We start from the raw sequence: 17,586 nt of genomic DNA, 5'->3' as shown, positions 1-17,586 counted from the left end.
GTCGAAGCAGTCACCATCGCGCCGCACCACAAGACCGCCCCGATCAACCCACCCGTCACGGTCAGACGAGCCTGGGACCACTAAGTCACTGGTATTGCAGCTAGCCCTGATTTCCGTGCCCCGCCGTGGCGCGGAAACGGTTCTTCATCACCCGATGTGCCGCTCTACAGCGCCCTGGCCGCCGCGCGGCGCTCGGCCGGGCGCACCGTGTTGGGGGCTGTGCTCAGGGTGCGAGGTGGAGGCGGAGGGTGAGGCCGGTGGCGGTGGCGCGGATTTCGACGAGGTCGCACAGCTGGTGGATCATCCACAGGCCTCGGCCGCCGTTGCCGGAGGTGAGGGCGGGGCGGCGGCGTCCGGCGAGCGGGTCGGCGAGGTGGCCGTTGTCGCGGATCTCTGCGATGGCGGTGCCGTGCTCGGTGGTCCACAGTCGCAGGGTGCCGGTGTCGCCGCCGTGGGCGACGGAGTTGGCGGTGGCTTCGCTGATCGCGAGCACGAGGTCGCCTCTGCGGGTCCGGTCCAGGCCCGTGCTCTCCAGCCAGTCCTGGGCATGTCGGCGGGTCTGGGCGAGGTGGCCCGCGGCATAGCGAAAGGTCAGGGCGTGCACTGGTTCGGGAAGGGGTTCGTCGCAGTCGGCGCAGACGACGGCGGGGTCGACGTAGGCCGGGCTGGTCAGGTCACGGCCGTCCTCGATGAGTGTGGGGTGGGTACGCCGGGCGTCGGCGACCACCTGTTCGGGCAGGGTGGTGACGTCGTAGGGACAGAGGATCGTGGCGGTACGGCCGGCGAAGGCGGTGTTGATGAGCGCCTCGTGCCGGGTGGCCTCCAGGGTCTCCGCGCGCGAGCGGCCGGCCCAGATCGGCTCTCCTACGATGCGGGCGGCCCGCCCGGGGTGCCGGTCGGCGAAGACTTGCAGGGCCGCCAGGATCCGGCCGGGGTTTCGGCCCAGCACCGTCATGTCCGCGAAGTCGACACCCTCGGCGTCGCCCCCCAGCCACTCGCGCAGAGCGTCCAGATGTGCTTCGGGCACGGCCACGAACGCTGGTTCCTCCGCCCTGAGGGCGGCGCGCACGAAGCCGCCCACCCTGCTCACGTACTCCTCCGGGGTGCGGTAGAACAGCGCGGGATGCACGAAGGCCCCGGCGTCCGGAGCGGTGGTCACGGTGTTGGTCATGCCGCCATCTCCAGGACACTGCACTCGTCGGGGAACATCTCCACTGCCCGCAGCAGCGACGGTGGAGGTTGATGCAGGACCAGCCGCCGTCCCTCGCTCCTCAGAATGCCGGCCGTGCGCACCAGTTGGGCGAGGGCATCGACGTCGAGAAAGTCGGTCCCGGTCAGGTCGAGGTGCACGGCGGCGCCGGGAAGGCGGACCAGCGCGCCCAGAGCTACCGTCAAGTCCGGGCGGGAGTCCAGGTCCGCATGACCGACCAGTCGCGCCCCCGGCCCCTCGTGGAGCGGCGTCACATGCAGCGCTGGCACCGACTGCAGGGAACCTTCGCCGTGGGGGCCTGGGGCCACGTGCGTGCGGTGGGCGGCGATCGGCAGGGCCGCAGCGCCGGCGCTGTCCAGGCGCCGATCGAACAGGCACAGCCCGGTCACTGGAAGGTCGGCGAACACCTCTGATTCGAGGCGCAGTTCGTACTCCAGCAGTCGCTCCGCGCCCGGAACGCTCCTCCTGCACCAGTCCATCTCACCCGCGACCCGCAGCCCCGGATATCCCGCTGCCAGCGCCTCCTCGCAGGCCCGCCGCATCCCGGCGATCACCGCGTCCGGGTCGATGGGAAGCACCCGAAGATAGGACTGCGACGCCCCCTGGACCGCCAGCTGCCCCATTGCCTGGGCGGAGTCCACGTCCAGTCCGGCCGCCCCGAGTGCGTCGGTCACGGTGCGTGCCGCAGTGGTGTCGGTGATGTACAGCACCCGCTCTCCATTGGCCAGCCCCGCGCCGACGAACGCCGTCACCGCAAACGACTTTTGCCGATCATCGCTGTAGGCGCAACACGAATGGTCACCGCGGGGCGGGTGGGGCTGAGCGGCATGGGCTGGGGGCACCTGTGTCTCCACGGTGGTGAGGTCCATCGGCCACTGATCCGGCCGGATTGAAAATCCTACAAGGATACGGTGAGCAGATGGCGTGCGTCGATGTATGCGAGAAGCAGATCGCCGGCGCCGTGCTCACGGCTGTTCCAGGATCAGTGTTCTTGGCTGGGAGAGCGTGGTTCGCTGTCCTGCTGCCGGCCGAGCCGCGGGAAGTTCGGGGGTGGGGAAGGTGATGGCAAGGAGCGCGCGGTCGTCGGGGAATTCGGTGCCGGGTTGGTGACTCAGGAACAGGTCGCACAGAGCTGCGGCGGTGAGGCCGACACCGGTGTGGGCCAGGGCTCTCAGGCGGCCCAGGCCGATGTCGAGGTTCTCTCCGCGCCGTTCGATCAGCCCGTCGGTGTAGAGCAGGAGGGTGTCCCCGTCCCGAACGTCGACCGCCACCTCGCAATAGGCTGCCTCCTGTACGGGGCCGACCGGAGGTGCCAGGGCTTGGTCGAGATAGCGGCTGGTGCCGTCGGCGCTGATCACCAGGGGCGGTGGGTGACCGGCCCTGGCGTAGCGAAGGGTGTGGGTGCGGCGGTTGAAGACCACGTAGCAGGCGGTGGCCATCAGATCGGGGTGGTACCGGCCGACGAAGTCGTTGAGTTCGTGCAGGACCGCGGCGGGGTGGTGCCCGCGGCGCATGGCGATGCTGCGCAGGCCCGCGGAGATCTGGGCCATGACGGCGGCCTCGGCCAGACCGTGGCCGGCGACGTCCCCGATGGTGAGCCCGATGTGGTCGTCGTCGAGAAGGTGGACGTCGTACCAGTCGCCGCCGACCTTGACCTGGTCGGTGCCCGCCGCGTAGCACCCGGCCAGATCGAACCCGGAGATGGCCGGCAGGCGCGGGAGCAGGCTGAGCTGTAGACGCTCGGCGACGCGGTGCTCGTGCTCGTACAGGCCAGCGCGGCGCACCGCCTGCGCGACCTGTTGGGCGACGGCCGTCAGGTGTTCGGGCTCGGGTCCGTCCTGGGGTCTGTGACGCACGAGGAGGCTGCCCAGATCCACGCTGTCCGCTTCGAGCAGGGCGCGTACCGTGGTCACGTCAGGGGACGCCGCCTCTTCGCCTTGAGCCGCTCGATCGGGTGCGCTGGGGATTCGTTGGTCGAGGTCGGTCCAGGTGTCTCCGGCCAGGGCGAGCAACGTGTCGGTCGGTTCCAGGGAGGGGATCAGTCGGCGTGAGTGCAGTTGCAGGTCGACGCCGGTGGCGTTCAGCGCGGCGGGGGCGGTCTCCTGGACAGCTTGGGCGACCTCGGCCAAGGTGGCGGCCGAGGCGAGAGCAGCGGTCAGCCGGTACAGACGCTGAAGTCGCAAGCGTGCCTTCTTCTCGGCACAGAGGAGGCGCTCGCGCTCGGCCTCGGTCGCGCGGCGGAAGGCTATCTCGCGGTTGAGTGCCCTCACCTGCTGGCTCAGGACCACGAACTGGTCGGTGTGGTCCAGGCGTGTCATGTGCAGCTGCACGGCCGGCTGCGGGCCGTCCCACCAGATGGCGCGGGCGCCGTGGCAGCGAAAGCGCACCAGGTGGCCGCCGGGGTCCCTGACCGTCAGTGAGCCGGGTAGCGGGTCACCACTGCGCAGCCAGTGGGCCATGTGCAGGCGTAGGAGATCGGAGTCCTCCGCGGCGAGGCGGAACAGGTCGGCGCCTGCGCGCAGGTGGGTGACGAAGCGGGTAGCGGCCGGGTTCGCGGCGAGGATCTGCCCGTCGGCCGTGCACAGCAGGACCGGATTGGGCAACAGCCGGGCGATGGCCTGGAACAGGCCCAGACTCATTCGACCACCAGCCCTGTGCCGAGGGTCCCCAGTACCGGGGGCGCGTCACCGAAGTACTCCCGCCCCGGGTCCCTGCCCGCGCCCGTCCCGGGCACCAGGTGCACGACGACACGGCAGCCCGCCGCTCCGCGCGCGATTGTCTCCACGAGTTCGACCTGCGCGTAGCCGAGGTTGCGGGCGGCGATGGTGCCGAAGACATTGGAGGTCATCATGCACATGGACTCACGGCCGATCACCTTTTCCGCGAAAGGACAGCTGTGGGTTCCGAGCACGATCCTCTGGTCGTCCTGCTCGATGATGTAGAAGTCGCCGTGGATGCGTTGCTTGAGGTCCACCAGCACGTCCGCGACTTGCTGACGGGAGAGCCGGTCAACGGCGAGAGCGCTCGTGTACATGTCGTCTATGTGGGTCCCCACGGTCTGCCCGACCAGGCTGATGTAGCCGGACGCCTCCGCCAGGCCGACGACCGACTCGAGAGAGGTGGCCAGTTCCCGCACCAGTGTGCGCAGGAAGATGTCCCGGTCGAGGGGAATGTCGGCGTCCACCGCGTGCGTCATCTTCGGCTCCTGTCGCGTCCGGCCATATCGGTTTGCGCAACGTCACCGAGCGACGTATGTCATCGACGGCGATCGCCGCCTGCGCTCGGGCCGCCTGCCCACGGACGCATGCTTCAAGCGCAGACGGCGAGAAGGGTGACGCAGACCACGGACCCCACCCCCCGCTACCTTCCCGGAGGTGTTTGACCTTAGAGGGCGATAAGAGCCGTTTCCTCAAACTTGGTCCTGATCTGCTCCTCGTGGTGACGGACCATCTCCTGCGGAATTCGCGTGGACGGCCTCATCGGCAGGCTTCGAACGGTGACTCCCGCCTCACTGGAGGGAGCTCTGTCCGGTAAGTCCCCTATGACCCTCCGGGGTGATCACATAAACCAGGGCGAGTTGGCTCTTATCGCCCTCTTAAGGTCGTCCGCGGGAGCGTCGCTCTCACGCAATCAAGCAGGCCACGTTGGCGGGGAAGGCTGAGCAGATGAGTTTCGAGGACCGCGGCGAGGATGCCGCCGAGGTGCGGGCGCAGTCGTGGAGCACCGACACCGGGGCGGTCGTATGCCGCCTGGTCGGCGACCTTGACCTCGACAATCTGGGTCCAGCTCGCTCCCTACTGGAGGAGGCCCTCGCGATGAGGCCAGCCGCGCTGGTGGTGGACCTGGCAGGTGTCACCTTCTGCGACTCCTCGGGGCTGAACCTGCTACTGCAGATCCGCCTGGACGCGCAGCAAGCCGGTGTGCCGATGAGGCTGGCCCCGGTGCCCGACCAGGTGGCCCGCCTGCTGGACATCACCGGCGCCACCGGGGTCTTCTCGATCCATCCCTCGATCGATGAAGCCGTTTCCGAGAACTGACACTTCGGCGTTGAGCCCGTCCGCCCACGAAGAGTGGTGTCTTCTCTCCGAGCCGGGGCAGGCGCCCCCCAACGCGCAGAGAAGACACCGGTCCCTCGTACCAAACCGAGAGGATGACGAATTTGACCAGCAGCGGCGGACCGCCGCCACCCAGTGACACGCAGCGCCCGGGACTGCCCGCCGCAGGACAACGGCGGCGCCTGGTGATGGCCGGCCTACCCGGGCCGGTGTCCCGCGGCCGCAACTTCACCCGCCAGGCCCTGCTCGACTGGCGATGGCCGGCCGACCGCACCCCCTCCGCGGAGGAAAGCGTCGAGGACGTTCTCCTGCTCGTGTCCGAACTGCTGGCCAACGCCGCCCTGCACGCCGGGGGTCCGCAGGAGCTGATCCTCCACGCCACCCCGACCGTGCTGCGCATCGAGGTCCTGGACGCGAGCCCCCTCGTCCCGCAGCCCCGCTCCCCCCACCTCCCTGCACTGCCCGGCGGCCACGGCCTCCACATCGTCAAACGCCTCTCCGACCGGTGGGGGGTGGCCACCCGGGAGGACGGCAAAACCGTATGGGCCGAAGTCGACCCCGGCTCGACTCCACCACCCACGCGTAGCCGGTAGATCATGCCGTCGGCGCTGCCTGCGGGTGCCGGCCAGGACCAGCGTGCCGTCGTCCTCCGCCGTGACCCACAGGCCCACGTGGTGGTTCACGAAGTCCCGCTCGGCCACATAGTGCCTCCGCCACCGCCATGCCGTCCAGGTCGGTGATCATTTGGCCTCCTCGGTATCCATCAGAAGTGACGACGGCGAGTATGCCTGGCCTACTGGCGGGCAACTCCAGCCCGCCACAGGTCAACCGCGCCCGATGGCGTTGTCTCCGGGGCGGCATTCGCAGTCCCGCGTGCCGGGTTCCGGGAGCCGGTCGCCCCCCGCGGTCAGCCGGGTCAGCTCGGCGTTGAACGTGGCTCCGATCAGGAGCACCAGGTTGCAGATCCACAGCCAGACGAGGAACACCACCAGGCCCGCCAGCGAGCCGTACAGTCGGCGGTACGTTCCCGTCTGGGAGGCGTACAGGGCGAATCCGGCCGAGGATGCCAGCCACAGGCCCACCGCCAACGCGCCGCCCGGCGCCATGCGCCGTACCGGCCTCGAGACCGCAGGGCCCGAGCGGTACAGGACCAGCACCAGAGTGATGGCGATGATCAGGAGAACCGGCCACCGCAGGGCATACCAGACGGCCAGCGGAGCGTCCCCCCACTCGAGCAGCCGACCCACCTCGCGGGCCAGAGTCCCGGTGAACACCAGGGCCAGCGCGCTGACCACCAGCAGCAGCACCAACACCAACGCCGTGAGGACGATCCGCGGAGCCGTTCGTCGAACGGGCCGGTCACTGTCCAATCCCTCTATGGCGTACAGGGCCCGGCGGAAGACCCCGAGGTAGCTGGATCCCGACCACAGGGCCCCGACCGTGCCGAAGACGGTCAGCAGCCAGGCGGCCGACCGTTGCTGGGTCATCTCCTGCAGTGCAGCGCTCAACAGCTCCCGCGACTGAAGGGGCGCGGCCCCCGCGATGTGTCCGATCACGCCGGCAGTGGACGCCGGCTGGGACAGGCCGAAAACCGACAGGACGACGAGCAGCACTGGAAACAGGGCCAGCACGGTGTAGTACGTCAGGGCGGCGGCCCAGTCGGTGAGGTTATCGTCCCACGCGGCGACCGGGGTCCGTCGCAGTGCTCCCCAGTAGGCGGCGGCCCAGGCGGGAGCCCTCCGGGCAGCAGACGCGGAGGCGTCTTCGCCCGGGCCGTCGATCGCCGCCAGGGTCCCCGAAATCACCCCCGATTCCGACGCCCTTCCGCGGAGCCCGTCCACGGCGTGCGCCAGGGGCTGTGATCGTCCGTCCCACAAAGCAACTCACATCCCAGCAGTAGAGCCATCCGGGGGCAACGGACCAGCGTACGGGGCGTCGGGCGGCGGGACCAGGTTGCCGCGCGTCACCCGGACCAGTCCTGGCCCCTACCCCGACATCGCATGCGCGGATGAGTGATGCAGGAAGCAGCAAGACTGTCCGCAACGGCTGAATCCTTCCGCTCGGCGCCGGCCGGCTCACTGGACCGCCGTCGCACTGACCCTTCCGCGCCGGTAGGACACGCCCGGATGGGCGGCGGCCCCCGGTCGCGGTGGCCGCCGCCCATGCGGGCGCGCTACAGCTCGGCCGACGCGTCCTCGGCTGCCCCGAATGCCGCGCCTCATACCTGACGGATCGTGAGCTGTTGCGTCGCCGGTCGCTGACGGGGACGAGGGTAGTCGCAAGGGGGATTGAACACCGCGCCACGACGGATGTGTCGCGCTTGTCCGGATCATTCGACCACAAGCTGGGCTGACACCTCCGGGTGCCTGTCGGGGGTAGATGTCCATCTCTTCCTCCCACCAGGTGGATTCCAGCCTGCACGTGCTGCACGTGGGTGCGTGGTGCTTGGGCAATGAAGTGGCCCGGCATCGCACCCAGCCCAGCCCGCAGCCCGCGACCGCGCCCTCTGCCGCGCCAACCGCGCCGACTCGGACGGCCCGCGGATCAGCGGCGGACCAGTCCCGGCATTAGGAGCAGCGCAGTGCGGGAGAAGATACCGAACAGGCCTCCGGGTGTTTGGCGCCGTCAAGAACGGTCAGGTGCTTGTACAACTGGCGTCCCGGTCCGTTACCGGGCGCCGCAGTGGTCGCCGACCCCGAGGGGAGAGCAGCATGCCCACCGATCCCGGCCCCCCGGAACTACGGCCCGAGTGCACTGACGACGACGAACCGCACGTCAACCCTGGTCCCCCCGAGCTGCAGCCGACGGACAGCGGCGACCGGCGGACCCGCAACCCGGGGCCGCCCGAAACCCGTTCGCACGGTTCGGCCCAAGTTCCGCACGCCACCCCCGCATGCCAGCCCGGGGCCGGCCTGAGTACGGCCGCTCGGGAAAGGCCGGTCCCACGGAGTCGGCGCCGTCCCCCGTCAGCCGGTAGAACGTTCACAGGATCCCTTGAATGACCGCATACCTCCTGGCTGTACTGTTCCTCGCGCTCTTCGCTCTCCGTGTCCGTCGCGACCGGCGCCGCTTCGGCAACGGGGTTCTCCTCGGCCTCGCGATCGCGTCCCTGACCGCCGGCCTGCTGGGCGAACTCGACCGGCTTCCGACCGGCCTGACGCGCATGGCAAGTGGCGCGCTTCCGGTCGTCGCAACGGTGGCCAGCGTGGTGACTGCGACGTTCCTGGTGGCCAACGGCATCACGATGATCCGCAAAGAGGGCGGCCAGCCGGCCAACCTGCTCTCGTTGGGGGCCGGCGTGGGCGTCTTCACCCTGATTGCTCTGGTTCTGGTTGCCCTACGCACCCACAGCCGTCCACTGCACATCGCTACGGCAGCCGTGCTGCTGCCGGTCGGCTACCTCTCGTTCCTCCTGCTGTGCTTCGTGGGCTACTCCCTCCTCTACGGATGGCTGACCGTCCGTCGCCCGGTCGACTTCGTGGTCGTCCTGGGCTCGGGGCTGATCAACGGCTCCGAGGTACCGCCGTTGCTGGCCAGCCGACTTGACCGCGCACTCGCCGTCCACCGGTCGCAGAGCGCGCGCGCAAGCTCGCCGACGTTGGTCGTCTCCGGTGGCAAAGGGTCCGACGAGCGGAGCTCGGAGTCGCAGGCGATGGCCGACTATCTGATCTCACGAGGAGTTCCGCTCAAGCAGATCGCGCAGGAGGACCGGTCGACCAGCACTGAGGAGAACCTGGAGTTCAGCCGGTCCCTGATGGAACAGGTCCGGCCGGGCTACCGGTGCGTGATCGTCACCAACAACTTCCACGTGCTGCGGTCGGCACTGACCGCCCGTAGAGCGGGCGTGCGCGGTCAGGTCCTCGGCGCGCCCACGGCGGCGTACTACTGGCCCAGCGCGATGCTCCGCGAGTTCGCGGCCGTCATCCTGTCGTACCGGGTGGTCAACGTCGGCATGTGTGCGCTGCTCGTCCTGCTCGGCGTGGCAGGCAGCTGGCGGTCCTGAGGCGCTCCAAGGTGCGCGTGTCAGGTAGAACTCCAGGCGGCGCCGAGCGCACTCACCGGCCCGGGGGCGCGCCCGGGCCACCGAGGCGTCGGACGCAGCCGCCGCCCCCGCGGCCCGAGTGCACCACTACCAGTCGACCAGGCGAGCCGGGACAGACGGCGCTTGGCTCGGCCCTCGCGTCGAGCGAGAGCCGAGCCGGCGGTTCAGTCGGGCACTTCGTCCTCGTGTTCGGCCACGGTGGTGTCGACAGCTCCTCGTTCCTCGGACACCTGGCGCTCAGCGGGCGGCCGGAACCGTCCCTCCGTCGGAGGCTCCGGCACTCCCGGCGGCTTCTCGGCATCCGCAGGGAGGGGCGCCGTGAACTCCGGGCCGTCGACAACGGATTTCGAGAGCCCTTCCGGGGGCGGCGGAACCTCCTCTCCGGCCATCCGCGACTGCGGCGTCTCCACCGGCCTCCCGTAGACACCGTCGTCCGAGGGTTCTGTCGTCATTTCACTACCTCCGCCACGTTCGTCATCTGCCGACTCCGGCCTCGCCAGGAGAGCCGTAGGGCGACCACGCCGGCGTGCGGCTCTCCCTGGCCGCGTTCCGCGGCATACCCCTCGACGCGCACTGGGGCCACCTTCAACAGGTGGTCCAGAGCGACGGCCCTCTAGTTGCGGACCAGCGCCGCCGGAGGTCGACCATGCGAAGCGCCTACCCCCCACCAGCAACATCAATCTCAGCTGTCAGGGACCAGAACCTCGTGGCTCCCCTGAGTAGCTTGCGTGACTCTGCAGGTCCGTGTCGACGATTGAGAGTTCGTCGGCGGGTACCCCTGTGCGAGCAGGATGCGAACTGCTTCCTCGGCGTAGTGCATCGACTTGTAGGCCCAGACGGCCGCGCTGACCGCACCCATGTGAGCACTCTTTGGTGGAGAATGTGCCGGTTTGCGGCCCCGTCGTTCTGGGGGCATGCTGCGGCGCCTCTGCCCGACGCTCGCGCGGTCACTGAGGCATCGGTCCGCCGCTTCGTCCGAGCTGGGCGTGGTGGGTTCAGCGGACGGTGATCCCGATCAGGCAGGTGTCGTCGTCGGTGTCGGAACTGCTGTACCGCAGGAGGTGGTCGAGCCGACGCTCGAGCTCCGCATGGCCGTCGGCGGCTCCGGCTGTGCTGAGCAGGTCGTCGAGTGATTCCTCCAGGGAGCGGTCCCGGCGTTCGATGAGGCCGTCGGTGTACATCATCAGGGTGTCGCCGGCCTTCAGTTGGACTTCGCCCTCGTCGTAGTCGCACTGGTCGATCGCGCCGAGCAGGATCCCGGCGACGGTGGGCAGTTCGGTTGCCTGGCCGTCGCGCAGCAGGATGGGCGGGAGATGGCCTGCCCTGGCCCAGCGCAGAGCACGGGTTCGTGGATCGTACAGAGCGCAGATGGTCGTGGCGGTGACGTTGTCGGTGAGATGGTGGGTCACGGTGTTGAGCCAGCCGAGGAGTTGGCCGGGGCCGGCGCCGGTGGCGGCCAGGCCGCGCAGGGCGTTGCGCAGGGCGACCATGCCGGTGGCGGCTTCGATGCCGTGGCCGGCGACGTCGCCCACGCACAGGAGTACCTGGCCGGTGGGCAGGGCGAGGGCGTCGTACCAGTCGCCGCCGACCAGGTGGTCCTTCTCGGCGGGCCGGTAGCGCACGCCGACGCGCAGGTCGTGCAGGTCCAGTGGGCCGCGGCTGGGCGGCATGATGGCGTGCTGCAGTTGCAGGGCGAGTCGGTTGCGTTCGGCGGCCTGTTGTTCGGTGTGGGCGAGTTGGTCGCGGGTGGCGGCGAGTGCGACCTCGGTCCAGTGCTGGGCGGAGACGTCCTGGTAGGCGCCGCGGACGGCGGTGATGCGGGCATCGGCGTCGAGGACGGGTTCGGCGACGACCCGGATGTGCCGGGCGATGCCGTCGGCGCGCTGGAGGCGGAAGGCGGTGGAGGCGGGCCGCTGGTGGTGCAGCAGGGTGCGCAGGAATCGGTCGATGGTGTGTTCGTCGTCGGGGTGGACGTGGGCGGCCAGATGTTCGATCGGGATGGGCTTGGCGTGGGGCGGCAGGCCGTGGAGGTCGAACAGGGTGTCGTTCCAGGCGATCTCGCCGGTGTGCAGGTTCTCCTCGAACCCTCCGATGCGTCCGAGGCGTTGTGCGTGCTGGAGCAGGCTGGCGACGCGGGCAGTGCCGTCCTCGGTTCGCCAGATCACGACCACGCGGGTCCCGTGGCGGCTGATGCTCACACTGGCCCGGGTGGTCAGCGGGACGCCGTCGACCAGTGCGGAGAGTTGCATCCCCGGTGAGCGGAACGATTCGCCGGTGGCCAGGACGTGTTCGACCTTCTCGAAGAGGCCGCCCGCTTCGGCGGCCAGTGGGTAGGCCTCCAGCAGTCGAGCTCCGAGGATGGCGCTGCGCGGGCGGCCGGCGAAGTCCTCGAAGCTCGGGTTGATGTACTTGACGAGGTAGTCGGCGGCCCGGTCGGCCGCGTCCAGGTCCGGTTGCAGTACCAGGCAGGGATCCTGAAGACCGTGGACCAGCTCCAGCAGGTCGGCCGTCTGCGGATCGATGCCGCCCTCGTCATTCGCTACGGCCGGCCGGGACTCCAGGGCTGTGGCGCACAGTTCGGCCAGGGCCTCGAACTGTCGTTGCAGCGACTGGGATTGCCTGGGCAGGTCGCCGGGCCAGCAGACCTCCAGGACGCCGGTGATCCGACCACCCGTACCGGCCGGAACCGCCAGGCGTCCGCCGCCGAACTCCCGCTGACCGATCGACGGAAGTCCCCCTGCGGCCAGCGACTCGTAGACCGTAGGGGCCCGATCGATCAGCGCTCGGCGCGCTGGGACGGGCACACCGGGAGGGACGTGGCGCCAACGCATCGCCTCCTCCTCGGCGAAGCCGGCACTGCCCGCCAGAGTCAGGGACTGGTCGGAGTTGGCCGCCCAGATCGCCACCGCCCGCGCGCCCAGCGGCCGAAGAGCGTGCTCCAGCACCGACCGCGCCACGGCCTGTACATCGGAGGCACCCAGCGCCCCGGCCTCTGCGCTGCGCAGTCGGACACCCATGGAAGCCTCGCCCGCGGAGGCCACGAACTCGCGGGCGAGGTCGGAGATCCGGTCGTGGGAGGCCTGGTTGACCAGGTCGGCCGCCAGCTCCAGCACGGACAGCTTCGACTGCCCGGCCAGTGTGTCCAGTTGGCGGCCGGCCTCGGCGGGGGATACGTCCAGCCGCTCCACCAGGATCCCCTTGGCGAGTTCGACCAGCGCCCGCCCGTCCGCCTGCGCCTGCGCCCGGGTCAGTTCGCCGCGCAGCCGCTCGACCGTCGACGTCAGCCGACCTATGACGCCCCCGCCCTCCTGCGGGGTCGGCGCTTCAGTGGACCGGTCGGCCGCTCCACGCTGTGCCGCGACCGGGTGAGATGCCTGAGCCGCACCGGATCCTGCTGTGTTCCGGGGCGGTTGGGAGTCGTGCATCGGTGTCTCCTCGGCTGGCCTGGTCGTCGGTGCGGCGGTCGGGCAGGCTGAAAGTCCGACGAAGATCTTGCAGGCGGGGCCCGACGTGCACCACTTCGAACGGTAACGCTTGCTGCGGTCTGGGGTGAATCCGACGGCTGGGGAAAGAGTTCGCGGACTCCTAGGGGCGCAGCCACTGTTCGATGCGGGTGATCAGGTCGATTGCGTCGACCGGCTTGGTGACGTAGTCGCTGGCTCCGGAGGCCAGGCTCTTCTCCCGATCGCCGATCATGGCCTTGGCGGTGACGGCGATGATCGGCAGGTCCGCGTGTTCGGGCATCGCGCGGATGGCGGTGGTGGCGGCGTAGCCGTCCATCTCCGGCATCATCACGTCCATCAGGATCAGATCGATGCCGCTGTGTCCGGTGAGGGTGTCGATCGCGGCTCGTCCGTTCTCGGCCTGCAGCACCTGCATGCCGTGCAGTTCCAGGATCCCGGTGAGTGCGTAGAGGTTGCGGTCGTCATCGTCCACGACCAGCACGGTCCGCCCGGCGAGTGAGCCGTCGACCTGCTGGGCCAGTGCGGTTGCCGGACCCTCGGTGCGCACCAGCGGCAGCACGTCGCCGGGCTGGTCGGCGCTCAGATGGAGGGCGATGCGTTCGCGCAACTCGTCCAAGCTGGAAAGGAGTTCGAGCGGCTGCCCGGTGGCGCGCTGCTGCAGGGCCTGCTCCTGTGCGGCGCCCAGGCGGCGGTTGTTGTGCGCCAGGACCGGGACGCTGTGCAGGGCCGCGTCGCGGGCCATGTCCTCCAGGAAGTCCAGGGCCGCGCCGTCGGGCAGGTCGAGTTCCAGCACCACGCAGTGGCACGGCGTCGCGGCCAGCGTCGCTGCCGCCTCCTGGGCGCCAACCGTGGTGATGACCTCCACGGCCGCGCGCGGGTCCCCGAGATTCGGGTGGCCCGCGAGGTCGGCGACGGCACTCTCCGCGACCAGCGACAGCAGGCCGCGCGGCCGCTCCTCGATGACCAGCAGCCGCTTGGGCTGGGCCACTTCGGTGACCGCTGCGGGCGTCGGCACCTCAGCCTCGCCCGCAACGGGATCCAGATCGGTGGATCTCCTTTCGAGCGCCGCACGCGAGTTCTGGGCATTCAACTCCACGAACTCGGTCCGTGCGGCGGGCAGGTACAGCGTGAAGGTGCTTCCCTGACCCGGCACGCTGTCCGCGGTGATCGCACCGCCGAGGAGGAAGGCGATCTCCCGGCTGATCGACAGGCCCAGGCCCGTTCCTCCGTACTTGCGGCTGGTCGTCCCGTCCGCTTGCTGGAATGCCCCGAAGACGCTCTCCAGGTGCTGGGGCTCGATCCCGATGCCGGTGTCCACGACGTGGAAGGCGATCACCGGGCCGTCGTCGCGGCGGGCGGCCTCCGGCACACGCGCGCCGTCCGCCACCTCGATCCGCAGCTCCACGCCGCCCTTCTCGGTGAACTTGACCGCGTTGGACAGCAGGTTGCGCAGCACCTGGCGCAGCCGGTAGTCGTCGGTCAGCAGGTCGGCGGGCACCGTCGGCGCGGTCTCAATGGTGAACCGCAGGCTCTTCTGGCTCGTCAGCGGGCGGAAGGTGGACTCGACGTAGTCGAGCAGCTTGCGCAGCGGGATCCGCTCCGGGGTGACGTCCATCTTCCCCGCCTCGACCTTGGACAGGTCGAGGATGTCGTTGATCAGCTGCAGCAGGTCCGAACCGGCGGAGTGGATGATGCCCGCGTACTCGACCTGCTTGGCCGTCAGGTTCCGGCTCGGATTCTGCGCGAGCAGCTGGGCGAGAATGAGCAGGCTGTTGAGCGGGGTGCGCAGCTCGTGGCTCATGTTGGCCAGGAACTCCGACTTGTAGGTCGACGCCAGGGAGAGCTGGTGGGCTCGGTCCTCCAGCTCCTGGCGGGCCTGCTCGATCTCCAGGTTCTTCGTCTCGATGTCGCGGTTCTGGGAGACCAACAGGACCGCCTTCTCCTCCAGCTCCGCGTTCGAGGACTGCAACTCCTCCTGCCGAGCCTGGAGTTCCGCTGAACGGGCCTGGAGCTCGCCGGTCAGCCGCTGGGACTCGCCCAGCAGCTCGTCGGTGCGCGCGTTGGCGACGATCGTGTTGACGTTGACGCCGATGGTCTCCATCAGCTGCTCGAGGAAAGCGCGATGGACGGGGGTGAAGGTTCGCACGGTGGCCAGCTCGATGACGCCGAGGACCTGGTCCTCCACCATGATCGGCAGCACCACCAGCGAGACGGGCTCAGCCCGCCCCAGGCCCGACGACACACTGACGTAGCCCGCCGGAAGGGCGTCCACGGCGATCGTGCGTCGACTGCGGGCCGCCTGGCCGACGAACGACTCTCCGAGCCTGAAGCTGGTGGACGTCGAGCCGGGAGGGAAGGCATACGACCCGATCAGATTGAGGAACACGGTGTCGTCGGCCTCCTCGGCGAGGTAGAAGGCACCGTACTGGGCGGAGACCAGGGGGGTGATTTCGTCCATGATCAGCTCGGCGACCACAGCGAGGTCGCGGCGGCCCTGCATCAGGGCGGAGATCCGGGCCAGGTTGGACTTCAGCCAGTCCTGCTCTTCGTTGGCCCGCGTGGTCTCGCGCAGCGACTCCACCATGAAGTTGATGTTGTCCTTCAGATCGGCGACCTCACCGGAGGCGTCGACCGTGATGGAGCGGGTCAGGTCGCCCGCGGCCACTGCGCTGGTGACCTCGGCGATCGCGCGTACCTGGCGGGTGAGGTTGCCCGCCAGTTCGTTGACGTTCTCGGTCAGCCGCTTCCAGGTGCCCGAGACGCCCTCGACCTCGGCCTGCCCGCCGAGCCGGCCCTCGCTGCCGACCTCGCGGGCCACCCGGGTGACCTCTGCGGCGAACGCACTCAGCTGGTCGACCATCGTGTTGATGGTGGTCTTCAGCTCCAGGATCTCGCCCCGCGCGTCGACGTCGATCTTGCGGGTCAGGTCGCCCCTGGCGACGGCGGTGGTGACCTGGGCGATGTTGCGGACCTGGCTGGTGAGGTTGTGGGCCATGAAGTTGACGTTGTCGGTCAGGTCCTTCCAGGTGCCCGCGACGTTCGGCACCCGGGCCTGACCGCCGAGCGTGCCCTCGGTGCCGACCTCGCGGGCCACCCGGGTCACCTCGTCCGCGAAGGCGGAGAGTGTGTCGACCATCGTGTTGATCACCCCAGCCAGGGCGGCGACCTCGCCCTTGGCCTCCACGTTGATCTTCTGCGAGAGGTCGCCCTTGGCGACCGCGGTGGCGACCTGGGCGATCGAGCGGACCTGGCCGGTGAGGTTGGAGGCCATCACATTGACGTTGTCGGTGAGGTCCTTCCAGGTGCCGGAAGCGCCGCGGACGGTGGCCTGGCCGCCCAAGTTGCCCTCGGTGCCGACCTCGCGGGCCACCCGCGTCACCTCGCCGGCGAAGGAGGAGAGCTGGTCGACCATCGTGTTGATGGTCTCCTTCAGCTCCAGGATCTCGCCCCGCGCGTCCACCCGGATCTTCTGCGACAGGTCCCCCTGGGCGACCGCTGTGGTCACCTCGGCGATGGAGCGGACCTGGTCGGTGAGGTTGTCGGCCATGACATTGACGGACTCGGTCAGGTCGCGCCAGGTACCGGACACGTCGCGCACGTCCGCCTGGCCGCCGAGCTTGCCCTCGGTGCCGACCTCGCGGGCCACCCGCGTCACCTCGCCGGCGAAGGAGGAGAGCTGGTCGACCATCGTGTTGATGGTGTTCTTCAGTTCCAGGATCTCGCCGCGCGCGGTGACGTTGATCTTCTGCGAGAGGTCGCCCTCGGCCACCGCCGTGGCCACCTGCGCGATCGAGCGGACCTGCGCGGTGAGGTTGCCCGCCATGAAGTTGACCGAGTCGGTCAGGTCCCGCCAGGTCCCCGAAACACCCTTCACGTCGGCCTGGCCGCCCAGGATGCCCTCGGTCCCGACCTCGCGGGCCATCCGGGTCACCTCGTCCGCGAACGCGGACAGCTGGTCCACCATCGTGTTGACGGTGTTCTTCAGCTCCAGGATCTCGCCCCGCGCGTCGACGGTGATCTTCTGCGAGAGGTCGCCCTTCGCGACGGCGGTGGTGACCTGCGCGATGTTGCGGACCTGGTCGGTGAGGTTGCCCGCCATGAAGTTGACCGAGTCGGTCAGGTCCCGCCAGGTACCCGCGACTCCCGGCACCTGCGCCTGCCCGCCCAGACGTCCCTCACTGCCGACCTCGCGGGCGACCCGGGTCACCTCGTCCGCGAACGCGGACAGCTCGTCGACCATCGTGTTGACGGTGTTCTTCAGCTGCAGGATCTCGCCGCGGGCCGCGACATCGATCTTCTGGGACAGGTCGCCCTTCGCGACGGCGGTGGCGACCTGGGCGATGTCACGGACCTGGCTGGTGAGGTTGCCGGCCATCGCGTTGACGGAGTCGGTCAGGTCTTTCCAGGTCCCCGACACGCCGGGCACCGCTGCCTGCCCGCCGAGCTGGCCCTCGGTGCCGACCTCGCGAGCCACCCGCGTCACCTCGGAGGTGAACAGGGAGAGCTGGTCGACCATGCCGTTGAACACGGTGGCGATCTCGCCCAGCAGGCCGTCGGCATCGTCGGGCAGCCGCGTGCCGAAGTCGCCGTCGCGCACGGCGGTCAGTCCTGCCAGCAGGCGCCGCAGGTCCGGTTCACCGACCTGCGCGGTGCCGCCGCCCGTGCGCTGTGTGGGGGGCTTCGTCGATCCGGCCATGAGACGCCGCCTTCCTCGTAGGGCGCCAGGCCACAGGCCCGCCACCGTCAACTTCCGATCCTCGGCTCCGTGCTCGGCCAAGGGCCGCGCCGAAACCGAGCCGGGCACCAGTCATGTCG

11 protein-coding genes are annotated in these 17,586 nt (G+C 69.5%); 3 read left to right on the top strand and 8 right to left on the bottom strand.

All coding sequences use genetic code 11. The features are described from left to right. Positions 1-223: 223 nt before the first annotated feature. The 4 genes from ABD330_RS27180 to ABD330_RS27165 all read right to left on the bottom strand — a co-directional run bounded on the left by ABD330_RS27180 (position 224) and on the right by ABD330_RS27165 (position 4,406). Positions 224-1,171: an anti-sigma factor RsbA family regulatory protein gene (locus tag ABD330_RS27180; protein WP_344468645.1), complete on the bottom strand. Its 948-nt coding sequence runs from the start codon at positions 1,169-1,171 to the stop codon at positions 224-226. Continuing rightward, complete coding sequence (locus ABD330_RS27175) at positions 1,168-2,079, bottom strand: MEDS domain-containing protein (RefSeq protein ID WP_344468644.1); 912 nt, start codon at positions 2,077-2,079, stop codon at positions 1,168-1,170. The genes ABD330_RS27180 and ABD330_RS27175 overlap by 4 nt, the downstream gene beginning before the upstream one ends. A 96-nt stretch (positions 2,080-2,175) precedes the next feature. Beyond that, on the bottom strand, positions 2,176-3,849 hold the full coding sequence (locus ABD330_RS27170) for a SpoIIE family protein phosphatase (protein ID WP_344468643.1): 1,674 nt from the start codon (positions 3,847-3,849) through the stop codon (positions 2,176-2,178). Continuing rightward, complete coding sequence (locus ABD330_RS27165; protein ID WP_344468642.1) at positions 3,846-4,406, bottom strand: methanogen output domain 1-containing protein; 561 nt, start codon at positions 4,404-4,406, stop codon at positions 3,846-3,848. The genes ABD330_RS27170 and ABD330_RS27165 overlap by 4 nt, the downstream gene beginning before the upstream one ends. A gap of 469 nt (positions 4,407-4,875) precedes the next feature. On the opposite strand from ABD330_RS27165, the gene ABD330_RS27160 reads away from it, so the two are divergent. Both ABD330_RS27160 and ABD330_RS27155 read left to right on the top strand, forming a co-directional pair. Next, on the top strand, positions 4,876-5,247 hold the full coding sequence (locus ABD330_RS27160) for an STAS domain-containing protein (RefSeq protein WP_344468641.1): 372 nt from the start codon (positions 4,876-4,878) through the stop codon (positions 5,245-5,247). A 206-nt stretch (positions 5,248-5,453) separates the two neighbouring features. Continuing rightward, positions 5,454-5,858, top strand: a complete 405-nt coding sequence (locus ABD330_RS27155) for an ATP-binding protein (protein ID WP_344468640.1) — start codon at positions 5,454-5,456, stop codon at positions 5,856-5,858. 231 nt (positions 5,859-6,089) lie between these two features. Here the strand turns inward: ABD330_RS27155 and ABD330_RS27150 are convergent, their stop codons facing one another. After that, on the bottom strand, positions 6,090-7,106 hold the full coding sequence (locus tag ABD330_RS27150; protein ID WP_344468639.1) for a YihY/virulence factor BrkB family protein: 1,017 nt from the start codon (positions 7,104-7,106) through the stop codon (positions 6,090-6,092). A 1,157-nt stretch (positions 7,107-8,263) separates the two neighbouring features. Here ABD330_RS27150 and ABD330_RS27145 point away from each other — a divergent pair. Further along, on the top strand, positions 8,264-9,268 hold the full coding sequence (locus ABD330_RS27145; RefSeq protein ID WP_344468638.1) for a YdcF family protein: 1,005 nt from the start codon (positions 8,264-8,266) through the stop codon (positions 9,266-9,268). Positions 9,269-9,471: 203 nt separating this feature from the next. Here ABD330_RS27145 and ABD330_RS27140 read toward each other — a convergent pair whose 3' ends face one another. The 3 genes from ABD330_RS27140 to ABD330_RS27130 form a co-directional block, all read right to left on the bottom strand. Next, the gene (locus tag ABD330_RS27140) at positions 9,472-9,759 is read right to left on the bottom strand and encodes a hypothetical protein (RefSeq protein ID WP_344468637.1); all 288 of its coding nucleotides are present in this window, start codon (positions 9,757-9,759) and stop codon (positions 9,472-9,474) included. Positions 9,760-10,302: 543 nt separating this feature from the next. Further along, positions 10,303-12,732 carry a SpoIIE family protein phosphatase gene (locus ABD330_RS27135; protein WP_344468636.1) on the bottom strand — a complete coding sequence of 810 codons (2,430 nt, stop codon included), beginning with the start codon at positions 12,730-12,732 and terminating at the stop codon, positions 10,303-10,305. A 160-nt stretch (positions 12,733-12,892) separates the two neighbouring features. Further along, positions 12,893-17,467 (bottom strand): HAMP domain-containing protein, encoded by a 4,575-nt coding sequence (locus tag ABD330_RS27130; protein WP_344468635.1) that lies wholly within the window; start codon positions 17,465-17,467, stop codon positions 12,893-12,895. Positions 17,468-17,586 lie beyond the last annotated feature (119 nt).

Source organism: Kitasatospora kazusensis, assembly GCF_039529945.1.
Classification (GTDB): Bacteria; Actinomycetota; Actinomycetes; order Streptomycetales; family Streptomycetaceae; genus Kitasatospora; species Kitasatospora kazusensis.
The sequence above is the reverse complement of the archived record's forward strand: the minus strand, read 5'-3'. Positions and strand labels throughout refer to the sequence as shown.